The 22,090-nt window shown below is 70.5% G+C and carries 22 protein-coding genes; 9 read left to right on the forward strand and 13 right to left on the reverse strand.

What is annotated here, in order from left to right:
* Positions 1-87 precede the first annotated feature (87 nt).
* The gene (locus OG219_RS46025; RefSeq protein ID WP_266837435.1) at positions 88-1,035 is read left to right on the forward strand and encodes a hypothetical protein; all 948 of its coding nucleotides are present in this window, start codon (positions 88-90) and stop codon (positions 1,033-1,035) included.
* Here the strand turns inward: OG219_RS46025 and OG219_RS46030 are convergent.
* Together OG219_RS46030 and OG219_RS46035 are read right to left on the reverse strand one after the other, a co-directional pair.
* Complete coding sequence (locus OG219_RS46030; RefSeq protein WP_266837437.1) at positions 1,019-1,552, reverse strand: flavoprotein; 534 nt, start codon at positions 1,550-1,552, stop codon at positions 1,019-1,021. The genes OG219_RS46025 and OG219_RS46030 overlap by 17 nt on opposite strands.
* 10 nt (positions 1,553-1,562) lie before the next feature.
* Positions 1,563-2,021: a nuclear transport factor 2 family protein gene (locus OG219_RS46035; RefSeq protein ID WP_266837439.1), complete on the reverse strand. Its 459-nt coding sequence runs from the start codon at positions 2,019-2,021 to the stop codon at positions 1,563-1,565.
* Positions 2,022-2,113: 92 nt separating this feature from the next.
* Between OG219_RS46035 and OG219_RS46040 the strand changes: the two genes are divergently transcribed.
* Positions 2,114-2,668, forward strand: a complete 555-nt coding sequence (locus OG219_RS46040) for a TetR/AcrR family transcriptional regulator (protein WP_266837441.1) — start codon at positions 2,114-2,116, stop codon at positions 2,666-2,668.
* A gap of 157 nt (positions 2,669-2,825) precedes the next feature.
* Here the strand turns inward: OG219_RS46040 and OG219_RS46045 are convergent, their stop codons facing one another.
* Both OG219_RS46045 and OG219_RS46050 read right to left on the reverse strand, forming a co-directional pair.
* Positions 2,826-3,020 carry a ferredoxin gene (locus OG219_RS46045; protein WP_266837988.1) on the reverse strand — a complete coding sequence of 65 codons (195 nt, stop codon included), beginning with the start codon at positions 3,018-3,020 and terminating at the stop codon, positions 2,826-2,828.
* Positions 3,021-3,038: 18 nt separating this feature from the next.
* Positions 3,039-4,256, reverse strand: a complete 1,218-nt coding sequence (locus OG219_RS46050; protein WP_266837443.1) for a cytochrome P450 — start codon at positions 4,254-4,256, stop codon at positions 3,039-3,041.
* Positions 4,257-4,615: 359 nt separating this feature from the next.
* Between OG219_RS46050 and OG219_RS46055 the strand changes: the two genes are divergently transcribed.
* The gene (locus OG219_RS46055) at positions 4,616-5,059 is read left to right on the forward strand and encodes a nitroreductase family deazaflavin-dependent oxidoreductase (protein WP_266837445.1); all 444 of its coding nucleotides are present in this window, start codon (positions 4,616-4,618) and stop codon (positions 5,057-5,059) included.
* 168 nt (positions 5,060-5,227) lie between these two features.
* Here OG219_RS46055 and OG219_RS46060 read toward each other — a convergent pair whose 3' ends face one another.
* The 3 genes from OG219_RS46060 to OG219_RS46070 form a co-directional block, all read right to left on the reverse strand.
* A complete protein-coding gene (locus OG219_RS46060) occupies positions 5,228-5,620 on the reverse strand; it encodes a VOC family protein (protein WP_266837447.1) in 393 nt (130 codons plus the stop codon).
* An 83-nt stretch (positions 5,621-5,703) separates the two neighbouring features.
* Complete coding sequence (locus OG219_RS46065) at positions 5,704-6,168, reverse strand: pyridoxamine 5'-phosphate oxidase family protein (RefSeq protein ID WP_266837449.1); 465 nt, start codon at positions 6,166-6,168, stop codon at positions 5,704-5,706.
* A 49-nt stretch (positions 6,169-6,217) separates the two neighbouring features.
* On the reverse strand, positions 6,218-6,949 hold the full coding sequence (locus OG219_RS46070; protein ID WP_266837451.1) for a TetR/AcrR family transcriptional regulator: 732 nt from the start codon (positions 6,947-6,949) through the stop codon (positions 6,218-6,220).
* A 127-nt stretch (positions 6,950-7,076) separates the two neighbouring features.
* On the opposite strand from OG219_RS46070, the gene OG219_RS46075 reads away from it, so the two are divergent.
* From OG219_RS46075 to OG219_RS46095, 5 genes are all read left to right on the forward strand, one after another.
* The gene (locus OG219_RS46075; protein WP_266837453.1) at positions 7,077-8,573 is read left to right on the forward strand and encodes an APC family permease; all 1,497 of its coding nucleotides are present in this window, start codon (positions 7,077-7,079) and stop codon (positions 8,571-8,573) included.
* Positions 8,574-8,612: 39 nt separating this feature from the next.
* On the forward strand, positions 8,613-10,244 hold the full coding sequence (locus OG219_RS46080) for an amidohydrolase (RefSeq protein WP_266837455.1): 1,632 nt from the start codon (positions 8,613-8,615) through the stop codon (positions 10,242-10,244).
* 224 nt (positions 10,245-10,468) lie between these two features.
* A complete protein-coding gene (locus OG219_RS46085) occupies positions 10,469-12,712 on the forward strand; it encodes an MMPL family transporter (protein WP_266837457.1) in 2,244 nt (747 codons plus the stop codon).
* A 7-nt stretch (positions 12,713-12,719) separates the two neighbouring features.
* On the forward strand, positions 12,720-14,036 hold the full coding sequence (locus OG219_RS46090; protein ID WP_266837459.1) for a sensor histidine kinase: 1,317 nt from the start codon (positions 12,720-12,722) through the stop codon (positions 14,034-14,036).
* Complete coding sequence (locus OG219_RS46095; protein WP_266837461.1) at positions 14,033-14,731, forward strand: response regulator transcription factor; 699 nt, start codon at positions 14,033-14,035, stop codon at positions 14,729-14,731. Before OG219_RS46090 ends, OG219_RS46095 begins: the two co-directional genes overlap by 4 nt.
* A 45-nt stretch (positions 14,732-14,776) precedes the next feature.
* Here the strand turns inward: OG219_RS46095 and OG219_RS46100 are convergent, their stop codons facing one another.
* The gene (locus OG219_RS46100) at positions 14,777-15,952 is read right to left on the reverse strand and encodes a serine hydrolase (RefSeq protein ID WP_266837463.1); all 1,176 of its coding nucleotides are present in this window, start codon (positions 15,950-15,952) and stop codon (positions 14,777-14,779) included.
* A 378-nt stretch (positions 15,953-16,330) separates the two neighbouring features.
* On the opposite strand from OG219_RS46100, the gene OG219_RS46105 reads away from it, so the two are divergent.
* Positions 16,331-17,362, forward strand: coding sequence for a 7-epi-alpha-eudesmol synthase (locus OG219_RS46105; protein WP_266837465.1), 1,032 nt, complete (start codon positions 16,331-16,333; stop codon positions 17,360-17,362).
* A 72-nt stretch (positions 17,363-17,434) separates the two neighbouring features.
* Here OG219_RS46105 and OG219_RS46110 read toward each other — a convergent pair whose 3' ends face one another.
* The 5 genes from OG219_RS46110 to OG219_RS46130 are packed head-to-tail and all read right to left on the reverse strand — an operon-like array spanning position 17,435 to position 22,004.
* Entirely contained in the window at positions 17,435-18,727 is a 1,293-nt protein-coding gene (locus tag OG219_RS46110; RefSeq protein WP_266837467.1) for a cytochrome P450, read from the reverse strand.
* Positions 18,724-19,329: an ATP/GTP-binding protein gene (locus tag OG219_RS46115; RefSeq protein WP_266471900.1), complete on the reverse strand. Its 606-nt coding sequence runs from the start codon at positions 19,327-19,329 to the stop codon at positions 18,724-18,726. Before OG219_RS46115 ends, OG219_RS46110 begins: the two co-directional genes overlap by 4 nt.
* On the reverse strand, positions 19,310-19,681 hold the full coding sequence (locus OG219_RS46120; protein ID WP_266837468.1) for a DUF742 domain-containing protein: 372 nt from the start codon (positions 19,679-19,681) through the stop codon (positions 19,310-19,312). The genes OG219_RS46115 and OG219_RS46120 overlap by 20 nt, the downstream gene beginning before the upstream one ends.
* Positions 19,678-20,088, reverse strand: coding sequence for a roadblock/LC7 domain-containing protein (locus OG219_RS46125; protein WP_266471905.1), 411 nt, complete (start codon positions 20,086-20,088; stop codon positions 19,678-19,680). The genes OG219_RS46120 and OG219_RS46125 overlap by 4 nt, the downstream gene beginning before the upstream one ends.
* A 5-nt stretch (positions 20,089-20,093) precedes the next feature.
* Positions 20,094-22,004, reverse strand: coding sequence for an ATP-binding protein (locus OG219_RS46130; protein ID WP_266837470.1), 1,911 nt, complete (start codon positions 22,002-22,004; stop codon positions 20,094-20,096).
* Positions 22,005-22,090: the final 86 nt, after the last annotated feature.

Here is a 22,090-nt window from a genome sequence, read left to right on the forward strand (position 1 = left end):
CCGGAGACCCCGGGGTTCCTGCCCTCAGGTGACGGTCCGGCGTGGGAGCCTCACGGCGGTCGGCCGGTCGCGCATCGTCGACAGCGCATGACCGGCACCGGGCCGGTCGCGGCCGTGCAGGAGGAACCGGTGCTCACACGCTCCATGCCTCGGAGGACGTCCAGGACACTCGGCGTGGTGGCGGTGCTGGCCGCCGCCTTCGGGTGGGCCGCCTGGGGGCCGCCGCCCGCGGAAGCCGTGCTCAGGTCCGAGGCTCCCCCGGCCGGCGCTCCGGCCCCTGTCCCCGCGCCCACTCCGGGAACGCTCTGCGCGCACGCGGGCACCCTCAAGGGCGAGGGCGGGCAGCGCGCCTCCGTCAGCCTCTGCGTGGGCACCGGCGGTCCGAACATGTCCGTGTCGGCTCCGGCCCGATGCGGAGGGCGCGGCACCGTGCGGTACGTCTGTCTCACCTCGGGCACCTGGACCGTACGGCGGGACGGGCAGACCGTGGGGACGGGCCCGCTCCCCAGCGGCAAGGAGTACCCCGGCCCCGGTACCTACGACGTCAGCGGCAGCGTGCATGTGCGCTCGTCGCCCGCCGGAGTCGATCTGCGCGGAGAGGTCCACGCCACACTGACCCTGACCGAGCCGAAGGCACCGCCCACGCATCGCATCGAGGTCGACCGGAGCGTGCTGCGCCCGAACACCGTGACCACTCTGACGTACACGGTCGCGCGCGACAGCGACCGCGGGGACGGCAGCGCACGCCTCGGCATCATCGGCGAGGAGACGTCCGGCGTGGAGCTGACCACGTCCGACGCCCGTTGCGTGAATCCGCTGACCGGCAGCTACCCGTCGACGGCGAGAAGCGGCCACGCGCTGGACTGCGCGCTCACCGATCTCCAGCCGGGCAGGCCCTCCACCGTCGTCGTCCGCGTGTCGGTGAAGGACACCTGCTCCACCGTCGTCTCCAAGGCGGGTTACTGGATGCCGCAGGGCCAGGCCGTGTTCACCGGGGGCATGCTCGTCGGCCCCACCGTCACCTGCCAGGAGTGAGCAGGTCGAGCACCCGCTCCCAGCGGAACTCCGGGCGCCCGCCGTCCTGTTGCGCTTCCCCGGAGTACGGATCCCCGAACCTGACCCCCATCCCGCCCAGCCGGTCGACACTCGCCCGGTAGGCGGGGTGGGCCGCCAACGCCTCGCTCACACAGGGCAGTACGGCGATCGGAACACCAAGTCCGTACGCCTCGCAGAGAGTTCCGAGTGCGAGGGTGTCGGAGATTCCGGCAGCCCACTTGTTGACGGTGTTGAAGGTGGCGGGTGCCACGGCCACCGCGTCGGGGGCCGGGAAGGGGCGTGGGTCGCCGGGAGACCGCCACGCGGACCGGATCGGGCGGCCGGTCTGTGCCTCGACTGCCGTCGCGTCGATGAAGCCGAGGCCCTGCGGGGTCGCGATGACGCCGACCTCCCAGTCCCGCTCCTGTGCCGCGGTGATCAGTGCAGGGACCTCCACCGCGATCCCGGCCGCGCAGACGACGACGTAGAGGAAGGGTTTTTCGGCGTGTTCGCTCACCCGGAAGACCCTAGTGAACCGGGAAGGTGTCCCCGCGTTCGACCTCAGGGCGCGGGCCGAGGATCCGGCGCTCCTTCTCCTCGATCCGTACGTCGTTGATGCTCGCCTCGCGCCGGGTCATCAGGCCGTGTTCGTCGAACTCCCACAGCTCGTTGCCGTAACTGCGCCACCACTGGCCGTCGGCGTCGCGGCACTCGTACTGGAACCGGACGGCGATGCGGTTGCCGTCGAAGGCCCAGAGGTCCTTGCGCAGGGCGTACTCCAGTTCGCGCGCCCACTTGGCCGTCAGGAGTTCGACGATCTCGGCTCGACCTTTCACGAAGGTGTCGCGGTTGCGCCAGACGGAGTCCTCGGAGTAGGCGAGCGAGACCTTGTGCGGATCGCGGGTGTTCCAGGCGTCCTCGGCGGCCTGGACCTTCTGCGCGGCGGTCTCGCGGGTGAACGGCGGGAGGGGCGGGCGGGCGGTCATGGGGCCTCCTCGAAGAGCGGGAGAACCATCGTTCTCCCCGGTGGCTGCTAACGTAGAGAACCACCGTTCTCCCGTCAAGGAATGGCCCGTACATGGACAGCACAGCCGCCCGCGAGCAGGCGTTGGACGCCGCGGAGGAGTTGTTCTACGGCCGCGGCATCCAGACCGTCGGCATGGATGACATCCGCGGCGCTTCGGGGGTCTCCCTCAAACGCCTCTATCAACTGTTCCCCGCCAAGGAGCAGCTGGTGGAGGCGTACTTGGAGCGGCGCGACATCCGCTGGCGACAGCGGCTGGCCGAGTACGTCGACCGGCAGGGGGAGCCAGAGCAGCGCGTCCTGGCGGTGTTCGACTGGCTGGGGCGGTGGTTCGCGGAGCCCGACTTCCGAGGGTGTGCCTGGATCAACTCGTACGGGGAACTCGGCGCCACCTCGCCGCGTGTAAGCGCTCAAGTCCGCTCCCACAAAAGCGCGTTCAGGGAGTATCTGCGGGGTCTGGTGGCCGAGGCCGGGCTCCCCTCCCCCCTCGCGGACCAGCTGTATCTACTCGCCGAGGGCGCCATGGTGACCGCGGGCATCACGCGGACCACGGAGCCCGCCGAGCAGGCGGCAGAAGCGGCGCGAGCGCTGGTGGAAGCCCGGCGATAGGGCAACCGCTCAGGCCGCTCCCGCTGTTGTGGCGGCCAGCGCCGTCGCCTGCGCCGCCTCGATCTGGCTGTCCTGGACGAGTGACCCGCGGACCTCACAGGACTTCAAGGTCCCGCAGGTCCGACAGGTCCCCCGCCCGTCGGGATCCGCCCGGCTCTCAGGTCTCGGTAACGGTGACGGCCCCGACCGGGCAAGCCCGGGCCGCTTCCCGCACCATCGGGTCGCCGTCGCCGTCCTCGCGGCCCGGCAGCAGCTCGCTGAATCCGTCGTCGTCCTGGGTGAAGACGCCCGGGGCGGTGAGGGCACACTGGCCCGCTCCGATGCAGACGTCCTTGTCGATGGAGATGTCGATGTTCATGGCCGCAGCCTCTTACCAGGTGAGGGGGAGTTCCAGCATCCCCTGGATCGTGTCTCCGGGTTTGAAGGGGATCTCGTCGAACGGTACGGCGAGCCGCAGCCCGGGGAACCGGTCGAAGAGTGACGGCAGCGCGATCTCCATCTCGGCGCGGGCGAGGTTCTGGCCCAGGCACTGATGGATGCCGAAGCCGAACGCCACGTGCTGGCGGGCCGAGCGGTGCCAGTCCAGGGCGTCCGGTTCGGGGTAGGTGTGCCCGTCGCGGTTGATGACCGAGGTCGAGAAGATCACGCCCTCGTCGGCGCGGATCGTCTGACCGGCCACCTCGATGTCCTCGGTGGCGACCCGCAGCAGCCCGTCCGCGATGGACAGGAAGCGCAGCAGTTCCTCGACGGCCGCGGGCATCAGCGTCGGCTCGGCGCGCAGCTCGGCCAGCTGTTCCGGGTGCCTCAGCAGGGTGAACGTACCGAGCGAGATCATGTTCGCCGTCGTCTCGTGCCCGGCGACCAGCAGGATCGTCGCCAGTGAGATCAGCTCCTCCCGGTCCACCGTGCCCTCGCGCAGCTGCTCGTGGATGAGCTCGTCGAGGAGTCCGTCGCCCGGCTCCCGCTGCTTGCGGTCGATCAACGAGCCGAAGTACGCGTCCAGTTCGTCGCGCGCGTTCTCGATGTCGGCCGCGGCGGGGCCGCGCAGCAGTCCCCGGGACTTCTCCTCGAAGAAGTCGTGGTCGGCGTAGGGGACGCCGAGCAGGGCGCAGATCACCATGGAGGGCACGGGCAGCGCGAAGGCGTTCACCAGGTCGGCCGGCGGGCCTTGGTCCGCCATCCGGTCGAGGAGTCGGTCGACGGTCTCCTGGATGCGTGGGCGCAGCGTGGCGACCCGCCGGAGGGTGAAGCTCGGGACCAGCATGCGGCGTTGGGTGTGGTGCTCGGGGTCGTCGAGTCCGAGCAGCGCGACGCGGCGGTTTCGGACGGCCGCGAACCGCTCCGTGGGCGCCGGGAAGGCGGGCCGGGTGCGGTCCGAGGACAGGCGCGGGTCGCTGAGGAGTTCACGGGCAGTGGCGTGGCCGGTCACCACCCACACGGCACGCCCGTCGAACAGGGAGATCCGCGAGAGCGGGCGCGCTTCGCGCAAAGGGTCGTAGGCGGTCGGCGGGTGGTAGGGACACGTGCGGTCCTGGGGGAAGGCAATCGGTTCCGTCGTGGGGGGTTCGGTCGTGAGTGGCTCTGTCATGGTGACCTCGCAAGCGCTGGTTCCCTCTTGCCGATCTTCATTAGATGCCCCAGGCACCTACGCGGCCACACAAAGTTCGGCCAGATGCGCCGGACGTGTGATCTGGCCGAAGCGCGGGGGTTCGCCGCCGGCGCTCCTCGGGTTTGCCAGGTGTGTTGCCGCTCTGGTGGCGCACACCTGGCTTGATCTCTTCCAAGGCGGCGCCGCAGCGATTCGCTTGCGTGGGCAAATCCGGTGGCCCCGTCGCGTCCGCGAACCGCATCCGCCCCGCCGGGTAGTGGTGGGGATGACTTGCGCCGGTGCGGTTGTTGAACTCTGCTGAGACAGAACCCGCACGACGCGACGATGGGACGGAAGTCATGCCTCTTGAGGGCGAGTACGAACCCAGCCCGACGAAATGGGTACGCGACCAGGTGGAGCTGTACGAGAGTTCCGGTGGCACCAAGGGGACGACACTGATGGACACGGGTCTCCCCGTCATCATTCTCACCACCCTCGGCGCCAAGAGCGGCAAGATCCGCAAGACCCCGCTGATGCGCGTCGAGCACGAGGGACGCTACGCGGCGGTCGCCTCACTGGGCGGTGCCCCCAAGCACCCGGTCTGGTACCACAACGTCAAGTCCGATCCCCGCCTGGAGCTGCAGGACGGCGCCGAGCGCCGGGAGTTCACTGCCCGTGAGGTCACCGGTGAGGAGAAGGCCCTGTGGTGGGAGCGCGCGGTCGCGGCGTATCCCCCGTACGCCGACTACCAGAAGAAGACCGACCGGGAGATCCCGGTCTTCGTACTGGAGCCGACCGACTGACCGCTGGGATCGGGCGATAATTCCGGGGATTCGGTACGCATGACCCCGCGTCCACCGGGCACCCGACGCTCAGGCCCCGCCGCGTCCCCCCGTCGCGGCGGGGTTTCCCCCTGTAGAGGCCCCGCGCTTCGGCTCCGGCGCGGGGGCGCCCCGGACCGTTCCCCGCCGTCAGTCCTGCTTCGGCGCGGTCGCCGCCGCATGGCGCAACGTGAAGGAGTGGCCGGCCGGGTCCGAGTAACCCCGTTCCTCGAAGGGTCCGGACGGGTCCTTCGTTTCGAGGGCCCGCCCGCCGAGGCCGATGATCCTGCGCTCCGCCTCGTCGAGGTCCTCCACGTGGAAGTCCAGGTGCACCTGGAAGGAGTTCTCGGGGCGCGGCCAGCTCGGCGGCGTCGCCGACATGTCCCGGCGGAACGCCATCCGGATGCCGTCGGTGCCCCGGATCTCCACACGGTTCGCGTTCGTGTCGGTCTCCTCGGCTTCCAGCAGCTCCTTGTAGAAGGCGGCGAGCTTCTCGGGCTCGGCGCAGTCCAGCACCACGACGCCTGCCGTGACCAGTGTCATGCTTCCTCCGTACGGATTCCCGGGCGCCGACGGCTCCTCGGCCACCTGCTGCCACGCCTCCCCGGGTACCCCGTTCGGCTGATTCAGTCGGCCACGAGCCATTCGCCGTCCCGCATCAGATCGCGTCCGGCGATCTCGTTGGCCTCGCGCCAGGCCTGTACGCGCTGCGGTGTGACGCTGAAGTAGAGGTAGGCGGTGGCGAGTTGGCGCGGGTCGAAACCGGTCTTGAAGGCGAAGGCGTCGCCGACCCCGTCCGCCAGGTCGACGGGTTCCAGCGTCCGCACCGTGCCCTCGATCATGACGACGTCGCGGGTCGGTCCGATGCCCATGCGCACCTTGCCGGTCGCCCGCAGGTTGCGTCCCGTCGGACTGCCGGCGGGCGTGGCCAGCAACAGGGTCGCGCCGTCCCAGAGGAAGGACAGGAGGACCATGTACGGCGTTCCCCCGTCACCGTCGGCCGTGGCCACCCAGGTGTCCTCGTCGTGCTCCAGCCGGTTGAGCGTGTCCTGCTTGCGTTGCTTCGGGGTGCGGGCGGGCGGGTTGGTCATCGAGCAGCCTCCTGATGGACGTCGTACATGATTGACGGCTGAGCGGCCCTCATTGTGACGGGCGGACGTTCCCCGCCGCGGTGATCTCTCCCAGGCGGGCCGCCGCCGCGGTCAGCAGCATGTCGAGCGCCACCGGGTAGGCGCTGCGCCGCATGTCGGCCACCAGGTGGCGGGCCGTGGCGGCGATGTGCGGGTGTGTGTCGGCGGGCAGCCGTGCGTACGTCGCCCGCCACACGCCGGCCTCCGCCTCGCGGGCGGCCCGCGGGAGGGCCACGCTCGCCGCGTCGAGGGCCGCGAAGGCCAGGGCCTGGTCCACGAAGGCGTGGTAGATCCGGACGGCCTCGGGGTCGGGGAAGCCCGCCCCGCGCAGGACGCCGATGATCGTCTCGACGGCCTGGATCTCGTGGATCCGGCCCGTCACGCGGTAGGAGCTGAGCACGGCGGCCTGGGGATGCGCCAGGGAACCGGAGTGCACGCGCAGGCCGAGGTCGCGCAGGTCGGCGAGCCAGTCGCCGGTGGGGTGCCAGGTGCGCAGCGTACGGCCGATGAGTTCGTCGGCGATGGCCAGGAGCAGGTCGTCGGTGTCGTGGAAGTACCGGTACAGGGCGCTGGGGTCGGCGCCCAGGGCGAGGCCGAGCCGGCGGACCGTGAGGGCGTCGGCGCCATGCTCCTTGAGCAGCCGCAGCGCCGTCTCGACGATCAGCTCCTCGGAGAGAACGACACCCGTCTTGGTGGGGCGCCTGCGCCTTCGGGCGGCGGGCGGGACGACTCGCTCGTTCATGGGCTCTCCCTGGGTGCTTGCCGGGCACCTTATGTCAACGACGTTGACCTGTTAAGGCCCCGGGCAGTTTCATTTCCGGTCACCGGGCCGGTATCGGGCCCGCCTCCTGGTGCGATCGGAGCAGGCCATGACGCAGAAGCCGTACGGTGCGGACCCCCCGACCCTGCGCAAGTCCCTCGGCGTCGTGGACGGCGTCGCCATCGCCGCGTCCAGCACGGCGGCGACCACCAGCATCGGCATCGGTCTCGGGGTGACCGCCGGGGTCGTCGGGCTGCATCTGCCCGCCATCATGCTGCTGGCGTTCCTGCCGATCCTCGGGATCGCGGGCGCCTACACCCGGCTGAACCGGGTCGAGCCGAACGCGGGCAACGGCTATGTGTGGGTGGGCCGTTCGCTCAATCCCTGGCTCGGTTTCCTGGTCGGCTGGGTGAGCATCGTGGCCACGGTGGCGTTCCTCGCGTACACCACGGCCGTCACCGGCTCGGCGATGCTCCAACTGGCCGGGCAGGCAGGGCTGCACGAGGTGGCGGGGCTCGCGCTCGACCCGGGCTCCACCGCCCAGACCACCGCGGTGGGCATCGGGGTGCTCGTCGCGGTCACGTTCACCGCGGTCACCGGGATCAGGACCGCCGCGCGCCTGCAGAGCGGGCTGCTCGTCTTCGAGTACGTCGTCCTCCTCGGCTTCTGCGGATACGGCATCGTCACCGGTCCGCACCCCTTCAGCCTGAGCTGGTTCGACCCTTTCGCGATCCCCTCGGCGACGGCGCTCGCGCAGGGGCTGCTGCTGTCGGTGTTCTGTTACTGGGGCTTCGAGGCGGCGTTCACGGTGAACGAGGAGGTGCGCGATCCCCGGGACGCGTCACGCGCCGGGATCATCACGCTGGTGACCATGCTGGGGCTGTTCATGCTCGGCTCCCTCGCCTTCCAACGCGTGCTGTCCGAGGAGGAGTTGGCGGGGCACGGCGCCGAGGGACTGGCGTTCTTCGGCGAGCGGCTCGCCTCGCAGCCGCTGGCCGCGCTGCCGCTGGTGGCCCTGATGTTCTCGGCCGTCGCCTCGCTCCAGGCCGGGGTGATCCCCACGGCCCGCGGGATGTTCGCGATGAGCCGGGACCGTACGCTCGGGCCGGTGTGGTCCAAGGTCAGCTCCCGGTACGGGACTCCGGCGGCCGGGACACTGCTGATCGGCGCGCTGGCGACGTGCGTGGCCGCGCTGGCTCTGGTGATCCCCCGGCTCGCCGACATGATCATGGCGACGGTCAACGCGGTCGGGATCGTCGTCGCCCTCTCGTACGCGCTCACCGCTCTCGCGGCCGCCGTGCGCTTCCGCGGACTGCTGCGCGAGGACTGGCGGCAAGGGATCCGGGCGGTGGTGCTGCCCTCTCTGAGTGCCGCGGCACTGCTCGGGCTCGGCGGCTACCTCGCCTACTCCTTCTACACCTCCACCGACCATCTCGAAGTCAGTGCGGACAACGGCTGGTTCCTGTTGCTCACCCCCACCCTGATGATCGCCTCCGGTTTCGTGGCCGCCGCGTGGGCGAAGTGGGTGCGCAAGTCCCCGTACTTCCGCACGGGCCGGGGCACCGACGCCGACGCGCCCCAATTGCTGGCAACCACCTCGCGCTGACCAGGACACACCGCACCCGCTCACCCAAGGAAACGGAACATGCACGCTGACCTCCTCTTCACCGGTGGCCCCGTCCTCACCCCCGACGGGCCCGCCACGACCTCCGTCGCCGTCACCGGCGACCGGATCACCGCCGTCGGACACGCCGAGGCGCACGAGCTGACCGGCCCGAAGACCGAAGTGGTCGACCTCGCCGGACGGCTGCTCCTGCCCGGGTTCCAGGACGCGCACATCCACCCGGTCCCGGCGGGTCTGGAGCTCTCCCAGTGCGACCTGACCGGGGCGAAGACGGCCAAGGACACCCTCGCCGCCGTCCGCGCGTACGCCGACGCGCATCCCGGCCGGGAGTGGATCACGGGCGGCGGCTGGTCCATGGAGGCCTTCGAGGGCGGTACGCCGACGAAGGAACTGCTGGACACCGTCGTCCCGGATCGGCCGGTGTATCTGCCCAACCGCGACCACCACGGAGCCTGGGTGAACAGCCGCGCGCTGGAACTCGCCGGCATCACCCGGGACACGCCCGATCCGGCCGACGGCCGCTTCGAGCGGGACGCGTCGGGCGAGCCCACCGGGATGCTTCAGGAGGGGGCCATGCAGTACGTCGGCCGGCTCACGCCCCCGGCCACCGCGGCGGACCGTCTCGCCGCGCTGCTGTACGCCCAGCGGCATCTGCACTCGCTCGGGATCACGGCCTGGCAGGACGCGCTGGTCGGCGAGTTCCTCGGGATGGACGATCCGTCCGAGGCCTATCTGACGGCGGCCCGCGAGGGTTCGCTGACCGCGCGGGTCGTCGGCGCCCTGTGGTGGGACCGTGAGCGCGGGGCGGAGCAGATTCCCGAACTCGTCGAGAAGCGGGCCGCGTTGAGCCACGGGCGGTTCCGCGCCACCAGCGTCAAACTCATGCTGGACGGTGTCGCCGAGACCGGCACGGCCGCGCTGCTCGACCCCTATCTCGACAAGTGCGGCTGCGCCACGGCCAACCGGGGCACCAGCTTCATCGACCGGGGACAACTTCCCGCGTACGTCACCGAGTTGGACGCCCTCGGTTTCCAGTGCCATTTCCACGCGCTGGGCGACCGGGCCGTACGCGACGCCCTGGACGCCGTGGAGGCCGCACGGAGGGCGAACGGCCCGAGCGACACGCGTCCGCACCTGGCCCATCTCCAGGTCGTGCACCCCGACGACGTACACCGTTTCGCCCGCCTCGGCGCCACAGCCAACATCCAGCCGCTGTGGGCCGCGCACGAGCCGCAGATGGACGAGCTGACCATCCCCTTCCTCGGGCCCGAACGAGCCGCCTGGCAGTACCCGTTCGGGGCGCTCCTGCGGTCCGGGGCGAGGCTCGCGGCGGGCAGCGACTGGCCGGTCAGCAGCCCCGACCCGCTCCAGGGCATCCATGTAGCCGTGAACCGTGTGGCCCCGGACGAGTCGGGCCCGGTGTTCCTGCCCGCCGAGCGCATCGGTCTCACGGCCGCGCTGACGGCGTACACCGCGGGATCGGCGTACGCGAACCACCTCGACGGGACCGGGAGCGTACGGGTGGGGGCCCTGGCGGATCTGGCCGTTCTGGACCGCGATCCGTTTGCCGGGCCGCCGGAGGAGATCGGGGGGACGAAGGTCGCGCTGACCTATGTGGGGGGCGAGCGCGTGTACGCGGCACCCGACGCCTGATCCCTGACGCGCCACTCGTCACCCGGCTCCGCCTGCGGCGGGGCGAGTCGATGGAAGCGTCGGCCTGGTGCGTGGGCACCAGGACACGCGAGCGGCTGGTCCGGGTGCACCAGGGGAAGACGGCGGCGGGAGACGATGCCCGGCCGGGCGCCGCAGGGAAGGGTTGGAGGCGCGTGAATCCCACGCGATTCCCCTTGCCCAGCGGTGTTTGGAGTGATCAACAGGTGGCGATTCTTCTTTACCGGATCGGACGGTGGGCCTTCCGGCGGCGCCGGCTCGTGACTGGTCTGTGGCTGGCTGCCCTGGTGTTGGCCGGGGTGGCCGCCGCCCTCGCGCCGGCCGGGCAGGAAGAGGACCTGTCCATGCCCGGCACCGAATCGCAGAAGGCGTTCGACCTGCTCGACGAGCGTTTCCCCCAGAGCAACTCCCAGGGTGCCGAGGCCCGCTTGGTGTTCCAGGCCCCGGACGGGCAGCGGGTGACGGCCGGGGAGAACAAGGCGGCTGTCGAGCACACGCTCGGCTCGCTGGACGGGGGCGATCAGGTCGCGTCGACCACCGACCCCTACGAGACCGGCGCTGTCAGCGAGGACGGCACCATCGCCTACTCGACGATCACCTACACCGCGGACGCCGTCGACCTGACCGAGCCGACGAAGAGCACCCTCGAATACGCCGCGAGCCGGGCCGGGGAGGCCGGGTTGACCGTGGAGATCGGCGGCTCGGCCCTGGACTCGGAAGAGTCGCCGGGCGGTACCACGGAGCTCATCGGCGTGATGGTGGCGGCGGTCGTGCTGGTCCTCGCCCTCGGGTCGCTGGTCGCGGCCGGACTGTCGCTGCTGACCGCCTTCCTGGGCGTGGCCATCGCCTTCGGCCTGGTCTCCGCGCTGGCCGTTCCACTGGGCCTGACGTCCACTGTGGCCATCCTGGCGCTGATGCTGGGCCTGGCGGTCGGCATCGACTACGCACTCTTCATCACCTCCCGCTTCCGCGACGAGCGCGCGCAGGGCAGTGAGCCGGAGGAGGCCGCCGGCCGGGCGGTGGGCACGGCCGGATCCGCCGTCGTCTTCGCCGGCGCGACCGTCGTCATCGCCCTGGCCGGGCTGGGGGTCGTCGGGATCCCCGAACTCACCAAGATGGGCATGGGCGGCGCGGGCGCCGTGGCCCTCGCCGTACTCGTCGCACTGACCCTGGTCCCCGCGCTGTTCGGCTTCTTCGGCCGCCGGGTACTGTCCCGCGCCGCCCGCAAGGCCGCCCGACCGGGAGGCGAGCGCCCGCGCCCGGTGCCCACCAAAGCCCGCCGGGCCGGGCTCGGCACCCGCTGGGCGCGGTTCGTGCTGCGCCGGCCGGTCGCCGTGCTGATGGTCGCCGGACTCGGTCTCTGCGCCATCGCCCTACCGGCGCTGAGTCTCGAACTCGGGCTGCCCGGAGACGAGTCCAAGTCGGTGGAGACCACCCAGCGCCGTGCCTACGACCTGCTGTCGGAAGGCTTCGGACCCGGCTTCAACGGCCCGTTGACCGTGGTCGTGGACACCTCGGAGTCGGCGGGCGCCCAGGCCACCACGGACCTGGTCGTCAAAACCGTACGGGAAGTGGACGGGGTCGCGTCGGTCGGTGATCCGGTTCTCAACGGGACCAAGGACACGGCCGTCCTCACCGCCGTCCCGCAGACAGCGCCGAACAGCGGCGAGACCAAGGACCTGGTGCACGCCATCAGGGACGCGGTCTCCGGCGTCGAGGCCGACACGGGCGCCGGCATCCTGGTGACCGGCACCACCGCGCTGAACATCGACATCTCCGAAGCCATGTCCGACGCCCTCATCCCGTATCTGACCGTGGTCATCGGCCTCGCGGTGCTCCTGCTGACGGTGGTCTTCCGCTCGGTCCTGGTCCCGGTCAAGGCCGCGCTCGGCTTCCTGCTGTCGGTGGGCGCCGCCTTCGGCGTCCTGGTCGCCGTCTTCCAGTGGGGCTGGGCGTCAGACCTGCTCGGCATCGAGCAGACCGGACCGGTCATGTCGCTGATGCCGATTCTGATCATCGGAATAGTGTTCGGCCTCGCCATGGACTACGAGGTCTTCCTCTTCACCCGGATGCGGGAGGCCTACGTCCATGGCGCGTCCCCCGGCGAGGCGATCGTCGACGGTTTCCGGCACAGCGGACGGGTGGTGGCCGCGGCGGCGATCATCATGATCAGCGTGTTCGCCGGATTCATCGGGATGAGCAACCCGACCATCCAGACGATGGGCGTCGGCCTGGCCGCCGCCGTCCTCTTCGACGCCTTCGTGGTCCGGATGGCGATCGCACCCGCGGTCCTGGCACTGCTCGGCCACCGGGCCTGGTGGCTGCCGCGTATCCTGAACCGCGTGCTGCCGAACGTGGATGTCGAGGGTGAGGCACTGGGCGGTCATGTCCCGGCCTCCGCAGCCGAGTTGGACGCAGCAGAGCGGTGGCTCCCGGTCGGCCGGGACTGAGCCTGCCATGACGAACACGGGTGGCGGTGGCCCGATACCACGCGGCACGTGGTGGCGGGAGGGAGCGCTCACGGCGACGGCGTTCGTGCTCTGTCTGCTCGGCGGCATGCTGCAGGTCGACGGCAGCACGCCGGCACCGCCGCCCGCCGCCGCCTACCTCATCGCCGTGCTGTCCTGTGCCGCACTGCCGTTGCGGCGCCGGGTGCCCCTGGCCGCCATGGCGGCCACGACCGCGGGCGGCGCGCTGGTGCCGCCCGCGGGCCTCCTGCTGACCCCGCTCATCGTGGCCCCGGCTCTGATCACCGCCTACTCCTACTCGCTCACCGCGCGCACCGAACGGCGCGCGGCGGGCGCGGTGTCGCTCATCTCCGCGACGCTGCTGGTCGCCTCCATTCCTTCGTCCGGGGCCCTCTCCTGGCAGGACGCGAGCAGGATGGGCGTGGTGGCGGCGTTCCCGCTGATGGCCGGCGTGCTCGGCTACTCGGTGCGGAACCGACGGGCCTACCTGGCGGCCGTGGAGGAGCGGGCCCGGCGTGCTGAGGAGAGCCGGGACAGCGAGGCTCTCCGGAGAGTGGCCGAGGAACGGGTGCGCATCGCCCGGGAACTGCACGACCTGGTGGCCCATCAGATCACCCTGGCCAACGCGCAGGCCACGGTCGCCGCCCACCTCTTCGACACCCGGCCGGAGCAGACCCGTAAGAGCCTGAAGGAGCTCGTGGAGACCACCGGCGACGCGCTCGACGACCTGCGGGCCACGGTCGGTCTGCTGCGTCAGTCCGGGGACACGGCCGCACCGGCCGAACCGGCGCCCGGGCTGTCCCGGCTTCCCACGCTCATCGAATCCTTCCGCCGCGCGGGTCTGGAGGTGTCGGTGCACCAGGAGGGCACGGCCAGGCAACTGCCTCCGGGAGTGGACCTCACCGCCTACCGCATCGTCCAGGAGGCCTTGACCAACGTGACCAAGCACGCCGGTACCGGAAGCGCCCGGGTGCGCCTCGCCTGGAACCGCGATCGCGTGACCATCACCGTCGCCGACGACGGAGGCGGCGCCCCTACGGCGCCGACCGCATCCACGGGACCCAGCACGTCCACGGCGGCGGACCGTCCGCCCGGTTACGGTCTGATCGGGATGCGTGAGCGCGCCACCGCGGTCGGGGGACACCTCTCCGCCGGCAGGCGCCCGGAGGGCGGCTTCCTCGTCTCCACCCAGCTGCCCCTCCCGTCCGCCAGGGACAGCACGCGGAGAACTGACGGAGCGACAACCATCGAGGGGCGGATGGCCGACCCAGCGACGGGCGACAAAGAGGCAGGGGATGCGCCGTGACACTCCGCGTGCTGCTCGCCGACGATCAGGCCCTGCTGCGCGGTGCCTTCCGGCTGCTTCTCGACTCCGCCGACGACATCACCGTGGTCGGCGAGGCCGCCGACGGCAGCGATGCGGTGAGACTCACCCGGGAGCTGCGCCCGGACGTGGTGATCATGGACATCCGTATGCCCGAGGTGGACGGTCTCACCGCCACGTCGGAGATCTGCGCGGACCCGGAACTTCGTGCCAGCCGCATTCTGATCCTCACCACGTACGAGACAGACGAGTACGTGGCTCAGGCGCTGCGCGCCGGAGCGGGCGGCTTCATCGGCAAAGGCATCGGGGCGGAGGACCTGCTGGACGCCGTGCGTACGATCGCCGACGGCGACACCCTTCTGTCCCCGGCCGCGACCCGCTCCCTGGTCGCCCGTTTCCTGGCCACACCGGACGGCGTCCCGTCGCACCGCCCCGAACAGCTCGCCGTGCTCACCCCGCGCGAACGCGAGATGGTGGCACTTGTCGCGACCGGCCTGTCCAACCAGGAGATCGCCGAGCGGATGTTCCTCAGTCCGTTCACCGTCCGCGCCCACGTGCAGCGCGCCATGACCAAGCTGGAGGCCCGCGACCGGGCGCAACTCGTCGTCATCGCCTACCGGACGGGCCTGGCCCGTGCCGACGGCGGCACCGACCAGCGGTCGTGGTCCGACACCTGAGACCCTTCGGCGCCGGTTTCGGAGGCCGGAGCCGACTACGTCCGGTCACTTGCCGCAGAACTCGGCGTCGATGACCGCGTCGATGTCGCCCGCCCAGTCGCCGTTGAAGTTGAACGCCAGCGAGTGGCTGCCGTCGCGGGTCGTCACCGCGACCGCGACCGTGCCGTGAAAGTCACCGCCGTGGGCCCAGATCTCCTTGCCGCAGCTCACCTTGGACCGCCGCAGGCCGAGACCGTAACGGACGTCGGGATACTCCTCGTCCATCTCGACGGTCGTCATCATCTCGTCCAACTGCTGCTTCGCCAGCAGCTTGCCGCGCATCAGCGCCCTGAAGAAGCGGTTCAGATCCGCCGAGTCGGAGATCATCTCGCCCGCCGCGCCCGCGACGGACGGGTTGTACTCGGTCACGTCGTACGTCTTCGTCTCTTCCGGGTCCCGCAACTTCGAGTAGGCCCGGCTGCTCGGCTGCGGCAGGTGCGGATCGGTCCCGGGCACACTCGTGGCGTGCAGACCGAGCGGCTCGATGATGCGCCGGCGAATCTCGTCCCCGTACGCATGGCCTGTTACCTTCTCGATGATCATTCCGGCCAGGATGTAGTTGGTGTCGGAGTAGTTCCAGCCCTCGCCCGGCGCGAAGTCCGGCTCATGGCGCATGGCGATCCGCACCTGCTGCTCGGGGGTCCAGGTGTCATAGCGGTGTTCGAGGAACTCCTTGCTGAACACCGTCCGTTGGATCTCCGGGTCCAGGGTCCAGTTGTGGATGCCGCTGGTGTGGTTGAGAAGCCGGCGTACGGTGATCTTGCTGCCGTCATTGCCATGGCCGCGGACGACTCCGGGCAGCCACCGCTCGACGGTGTCGTCCAGCCCGATCTCCCCCTCCGCCTCCAGCTGGAGCAGCACGGTTGACACGAAGGTCTTGGTGAGACTGGCGACGCGGTAGCGGTCCTGGGCGCCGCGCGGCTGCTGGGTCTTCAGGTTCCCGACGCCCGAAGTGCCGTTCCAGGTCCCGTACTTGTCCCTCGCCTGGCCGGTCACTCCGGGCACGCCGTCCTCGACGGCGGCGTCCATGGCCTGCTGGGTCGACCGGTGGTGGTCTCTCACGGGGGCGAGGGCGGAGGCGGGGGCGGGGTACGCCACCGCGGGCGCTGTGAACGACGATCCCGCCATGGCTGCTGCCGCCACCGTGCCCGCCAAACCGACCCTCGTCGTGCGGGTGGTCATGTGCCGTCCCTTCCGTTGATGGAGATCGATGGGAGGGACCCGGACGGGGTGCGCGAAGGTTGCCCGGCCACAGGCCGGTTGAGCGGCATTCGGCCCTTCTTCAGGACTGGCTCCGTGTGGGGAGCGCCGGTCTCCTGCCTGTCGGCTTCGACCGATTGCGTCACTGGTGTCCGCCCAGGAACCCGTGCGTACCCGAGTTCATCTGGATCACGCGTTGCGGAGGTCACACCATAGATCGTTTAGGCTCTGGGCAGTCTCGAAGCGGACTTGAGTCGTCAACTTTCGGCTCAGAGAAGGCAGTTCGAGTCAGCGGGCGGACAATTCCGATCGCCCGGTCGCAGGGGCGGGGGCCTGTGGATGTCTCAAGAGAGGACGCGAATGTCGCAGGACGTCAGGTTTGACCTCCCCTTCAAGACCCCCGTCAGTGAGCATCTTGAATACGCCCGGGAGCGCCACCTGCGCTGGGTGTGGGACATGGACCTGGTGCGCAGCCAGGCCGGTTTCGAGGAGTATCAGTCCTGGGACCTCCCCCAGGCGGCGGCGCGCACCTACCCGCACGCCTCGGCCGACGACATGGTCGTCCTGATGAACTGGTTCTCCCTGGCCTTCCTTTTCGACGACCAGTTCGACACCGGCAAACCCGACCGCGCGGACCGGATAGCCGAGGTCGCACGGGAGTTGATAGCCACTCCGCTGCGTCCCGCCGGGACCCCGCCGCGGGTCGAATGCCCGATCACCGTCGCCTGGGCGGAGGTCTGGGCCCACCTCTCGGACGGCATGTCACTGACCTGGCGCACCCGGTTCGCGGCCTCCTGGGGGAGGTTCCTGGTGGCGCACACCGAGGAGGTCGACCTGGCGGCCCGGGGCCTGGCGGGCACGCTCGGCATCGAGGAGTACGCCGAGTTCCGCCGCCGCACGGTGGGCATCCACCACAGCATCGACGCGGGCGAACGCAGCCGGGGCTTCGAAGTGCCGGCACAGGTGCAGGCGCATCCCCTCATGGTCCGGATGCGGGATCTGGCCGCCGACACCATCGGGTTCATGAACGACATCCACTCCTTCGAGCGGGAGAAACGCCGAGGGGACGGCCACAACCTCATCTCCGTGCTGCACCGGGAGCGCGGCTGCACCTGGGAGGAGGCCGCCGCGGAGGCGTACCGGATGACCACCCAGTGCCTCGACGAGTACCTCGAACTCGAGGGCCAGGTACCGCAGATGTGCGAGGAACTCGGCCTCACGGCCGAACAGCGGGTCCAGGTGCGGATGGGCGTGGAGGCGATCCAGCACTGGATCAACGGCAACTACGAATGGGCGCTGACCTCGGGCCGGTATTCCGCGGCCAAGGAAGGCCCGGCCGCCACGGCCGAGTTGGCGGGCAAGGGATCGCTGGACGATCTGCTGGCGGTGTGACGCGGCGGTTCACGCCGTGAACGGCTTCTGCCCGGCCGGATGCACCGGCCGGGCAGAAGCGGTCACGAACGGTCAGACCCCTGCGGTCTGCGCCGTGAACTCGACCGGGAGCGAGTCGAGACGCGCTTCCCAGGTCGAGGCGGTGGAGGTGAGTTCGTCGGCCCCCACTGCCAGGCGCAGGCCCGGCAGCCGGTGCAGCAGGACGTCGACGGCCGTCTCGATGATGGCCTGGCCGATGTTCTGCCCGGGGCACTCGTGCGGGCCGCCGCTGAACGCGAGGTGCGACTGATTGCCGTACAGGGACACACCCGCGTCGGGCCGGATCTCCGGATCGAGGTTGCCCGCGGTGAGCCCGAGCACCAGCAGGTCGCCCTCCTTGATGTGCAGTCCCCCGAGTTCGAGATCGGCGGTGGCGAAGCGCCCCGGAAGGACGGCCAGCGGCGGGGTGTTCCACATGACGTCCTCGACGACCGAGGAGACGTTCAGTTGGCCGCTGACCAGACCCGCGAGCCGGGAGGTGTCTGTGAGGATCAGTTGCAGCACCCGGGCCAGCAGATTGCTGGTGGTGGTGTGCGCGGTGATCAGCACCAGGCGCAGATGGTTGAGGATCTCGTCGTCGTCGAGGTCGGCGTGGTGTTCGAGGAGCCCGCTGGTGAAGTCGGAGCCGGGCTCCAGGCGCTTGCGCTCGGTGAGTTCCGCGAGGATGCGCATGATGCGGTCGTTGTGGACGAGGGCGTCCTCACCGCCCTTGATCACATGGGCACAGGACACCGCCAGACTGCGTCCCTCTCCTTCGGCGAGGCCGAAGACCCTGGTCAGGACGAGCATCGGCAGGTACTCGGCGTACGCGCCCACCAGGTCGGCGCTTCCCGCGTCCGCGAACGCGTCGATCTGCTTGTTCGCGAAGTGCGTGACATGGCGGCGGATGCCGCGCCCGGCCATGGCCTGCAGATTGTCGGTGACCGCGCCGCGAAGTCTGCGGTGGGGTTCACCGTCCTGGGAGACGCAGTCGGGGCGCCAGCCCACCATCTGCATCAGCGGGGACGCGTTGTCGACGCGACCCTCCTTCCAGTCCCGCCAGATGCGCGAATCCCGGCTGAACTGGCGGGGGTTGTCGAGCACCCGCCGGTTCTCCCGGTAGCCGAGGACCAGCCAGGCCGGGACATCGCCCTCCAGCAGTATCGGAGCGACGGCACCGTGCTCCTTGCGCAGCCGCGCGTAGATGGCGCCCGGGTCGATCGCCGCGTCCGGCCCGTACAGCCGGGTGAGGTCGTCCGTGGCACCGGACGCGCCACCGTCCACTCCGCCGTGCGCGACGGGGCAGCCGCGGGGAGCGTCGGGACCGTTTAAGGGCTGGTCGTTCATCGGGACTCCAGTGCGACTGCCGAGCGTTCCTTGAGGTGACGTATCAGTGCGATGAGTACGTCACGGCTGGACGCCCGGTCCCGGGCGTCGCAGGCGACGACCGGGATGTGCGGGGAGATGTCCAGCGCGTCGCGGATCTCCTCGACCGGGTGATCCTTGGAATCGGGGAAGACGTTCAGGGCGATGACGAAGGGGACGTCCTGCCGCTCCATCTCCTCGATCGCCCGGAAGCTGGAGGCCAGCCTGCGGGTGTCGACAAGGACCACCGCCCCGAGGGCGCCCTTGAACAGACCGTTCCACAGGAACCAAAAACGCTCCTGGCCCGGCGTCCCGAACAGGTACAGCACCAGTTCGTCGTTGATGCCGATCTTGCCGAAATCCAGGCTGACGGTGGTCTCCGTCTTGTCCGCGACCCCGATCAGGTTGTCGACGTCCGCGCTCGCCTGGGTCAGTGTCTCCTCGGTCGTCAGCGGCTTGATGTCGCTGACGGAGCGCACCATGGTGGTTTTTCCGGTGCCGAAGCCTCCGGCGATCATCACCTTCACCGAGCGGGTGCCGCCGTCCGACCCCCGGTCGGGATGGTCAAAGCCTTTGAAGTCCACTGAGTACCTCCTCAAGGAGCGCGAGGTCGGGCCCGCTGCCGGCGCCTGACGCCGGGATGGGATTACGGGCTTCGACGCCGCCTGCGTCCAGCAGATCGGCCAGGAGCACCGCGAGAATGTTGAAGGGCAGTCCGAGATGGGCGCCGAGTTCGGCGACCGACAGCGGCTCGCGACAGCGCCGGACGATCTCCTCGTGCTCGTGCTGCATCCCCGGGGACGGGGCGGCTCGCGAGACGATCAGGGTCGCCACGTCAAGACTCGACGCCGAACCGCCCGGTCCGCTGCGACCACCGGTGAGGACGTAGTAGCGCTCGAGACCGGACGGGTCCGTGGGCCGGCGGGGAGCACTCATCCAGAGTGCTCCTCCAGGCGCGGAGTGGTGCCGAGGAGCTCACCCATCCTGCGGGCCAGATCCCTCATCTGATGGCCGAGGAGACCCTGGTCGAGGCCTTCCTTGGCGAGCACTCCCAGATACGTCTCCACGCCGGCCCGCACCACGAACAGGTGGCCGCCGTCCACCTCGATCATCGCGAGCCGCAGCTGCCCGGCGTACTTGGGGAACTGCTCGGCCACCGGCTGGGCGAGCGCCTGGAGGCCCGCCACGACGGCCGCGAAGCGGTCCACGTCGTCGGGGTCCTCGGCACCGTAGGAGGTGATGGCCTTGCCGTCGCTCGATGCCACGAGGGCGAAGCGGATCTCCTGGATGCTCTCCGTCAGGTCGCGGAGCGCCCAGCTCACGTCGGTTCCCTGTTGCGTCATGTGGACTAGTCGCTCTCTTCAGTGCGGTGCTCGTTGAACTCGCGCCCGGCGGTCGTCCCGCCGAGGCCGGCCCGTTCGCGTTCCGCGGTCGTGTCGCCGAGTGCTGCCGGTTCGCGTTCCGCGGTTGTCTCGCCGACGGTTGCCGGTTCGCGGTCCGTGGCCGTCTCGCCGACGGTTGCCGGTTCGAGGTCCGTGGCCGTCTCGCCGACGGTCGCCGGTTCGAGGTCCGTGGTCGTCGCGTGCGGCGGGTCGCTCTCGCGTCCGGCCGTGGCGAAGGCGGCGAGGCCGGTGAAGGACGCGTCCGGCGGTACGGCGGCCACGGTCTCCTCCGTCCGCTCGGCGGAGGCCCGTCGCGCCGACTGCGCCGGCGGATCGTTCCGCCGGCTCCTGCGCCGGGGCAGTCCGCCGGGCGTGGTGTCCACGGCGTCTTCGGCGGCGGTCTCGGGCTCGGCCTCGACCGGCTCGCGGGTCACCGCGGCGGCCGGGGCCGGTTCGGTGACGGCGGCGGGCAGCTGGCTGAAGTACTTGTGCGGGACCACGACGACCACCGAGGTGCCGAGCCAGGGCGAGTCCGCGAAGGTGACCCGGATTCCGTAACGGCGGGCGAGTGAACCCACCACGCGCAGACCGAGGTTGGCGTCCTCCGACACACCGCCGAGGCCAGGGCCCGCCGCGGTTCCTTCGAGCGCCTGGGTGGCCTCCTGCTTCTTCTCCTCGCTGAGGCCCTTGCCCGCGTCCTGGATCTCGATGCCGACGCCGTTGGGGACCTCCTTGCCGGAGACGACCACGGGTTCGGTGGGCGGCGAATAGCGCGCCGCGTTGTCCAGGAGGTGGGCGAAGATCAGCGTGAGGTGGTCCACCAGGCCGCCGTCGACGCCGAGTTCGGGCAGGTGACGCACCTGGACGCGGTCGAAGTCCTTGATGCGGCCGATACCGCCGCGGACCACGCTGAGCAGGCGCTGCGGCTCCTGCCACTGGCGTCCGGGGCGGTCCGAGCCGCCGAGCACACCGATGCTGGCGGCGAGCCGGTCGGCGGGGCCGATCTCCTGGTCGAGCTCCATGAGGCCCTGGGCGACCGCGGGCAGTCGCCCGTGTTCGCCCTGCATCTCGTGCAGGCGCCCGCGCAGCTTGCTGGTCAGCACATGGATGCGGCTGCCGATGCTGATCACGGCCTGTTCGGCCGAGGTGGAGCGGTCGAACTCCCGCTCCACGCCGATCAGCGCGGTCCTGAGCACCTTGCGGAGCTCGGCCTGCAGGTCGGGACCGACCTCCGCGCACTGTGTGACGGAGGGCAGGAGGTCGTCGATCGCGTCGCCGGCCCGCAGCCGCTTCAGCGCTTGGGGCAGCTGTTCGTCGGCGAGGAGGGCGACCGCCGCCCGCTGCCCGGCCAGTTGTTCCTGCCAGACCTCGGTCTGCGCGTCGAGCGTGGACGCGGAGGCCGCGGTCTGCTCGGCGATCCGGGCCTCGTAGGCCTCCATCTGCTGGGCGAGCCGCGCCTCGTAGGCGTGTGTCTCTTCGGCGAGCCGCGCCTCGTAGGCGTGCGTCTCCTCCGCGAGCCGCCCCTCATAGGTCTGGGCCTGCTCGGTCAGCTGGGCTTCCCACGCGGAGTGCTCCGCCGCGAACTTCCGCTCCAGGCCTGACGCGTGCTGCTGCCACTGCTGGGTGAGCTCGGCCTGCGAGGCACGGAAGTCGCCCGAGTTCCGGCGCAGTTGGAGCTGGGCGCGGACGAGGAGCCGTACGCAGACGGCACTTGCCGCGGTGGCCGCGGCACCGGCGAAGGTCGCGGGTATCTGGGTCTGGTCGGGTCCCACGACCACGGCGGTGACGGTTCCGGCACCTAAGGCCAGCGGCATCAGCCACCAGCTGTACCAGGCGACCGGTGCCCGCGCCGCCGGGGGCGGAGTGGCGAGTTCCATCTGCATCCTTCGAAAGCAACACGATCGAACAGGGGGGGTATGCAGGCGCGGTGCGTGCCGGGCACGCAGCGCGAGGCGACCGAGTG

Origin of the sequence: Streptomyces sp. NBC_00038 (assembly GCF_026343635.1) — a bacterium.
Lineage (GTDB): Bacteria > Actinomycetota > Actinomycetes > Streptomycetales > Streptomycetaceae > Streptomyces.